This is a genomic window from Nocardia vinacea NBRC 16497, from assembly GCF_000308835.1.
Lineage (GTDB): Bacteria > Actinomycetota > Actinomycetes > Mycobacteriales > Mycobacteriaceae > Nocardia > Nocardia vinacea.
The window spans coordinates 1-574 of record NZ_BAGN01000237.1 but is presented as its reverse complement, the minus strand read 5'-3'; the positions used below and the strand labels follow the sequence as shown (position 1 = coordinate 574).

At 64.6% G+C, this 574-nt stretch carries 1 protein-coding gene; it reads left to right on the top strand.

From position 1 onward, the window contains the following. Positions 1–16: 16 nt before the first annotated feature. Positions 17–574 (top strand): pirin family protein (locus ON44_RS33440; protein ID WP_040697870.1); only part of this gene is annotated, 558 nt, incomplete at its 3' end.

Below are 574 nucleotides of genomic sequence, written 5' to 3'. Positions count from 1 at the left end.
TTGGAGAGGGCACCTCATGAGCACCATCGACTTGACTCCCACTGTCGACATCCGCCGCGCCGAGGACCGGTTCAAGTCCGACTTCGGCTGGCTGGATTCCAAACACTCGTTCTCGTTCGGCCACCATCTCGACCAGGCCAACACTCATCATGGGCTGCTGCTGGTCAACAACGACGACATCGTCGATCCCGGTACGGGGTTCGACACCCATCCACACCGCGACATGGAGATCGTCACGTGGGTGCTGGAGGGCTCGCTGGTCCACCAGGACTCCACCGGCCACAACGGCGTGATCTACCCCGGCCTGGCGCAGCGCATGAGCGCCGGCACCGGCATCCTGCACTCGGAGAAGAACGACTCGTGGCGGCTCAGCGGCGACGTCCACCAGGACCCGGTGCACTTCGTGCAGATGTGGGTGGTGCCCGACGAGGCCGGTATCACTCCCGGTTACGAGCAGCTGGAGATCGAGGCGGAACTGCTGTCCGGTGGTCTGCTGCCGGTCGCCTCGGGTATGCGCAAACATGACGGTCACGCCGCGATCCGGATCCGGAACTCGCACGCGGCCCTGTACGTC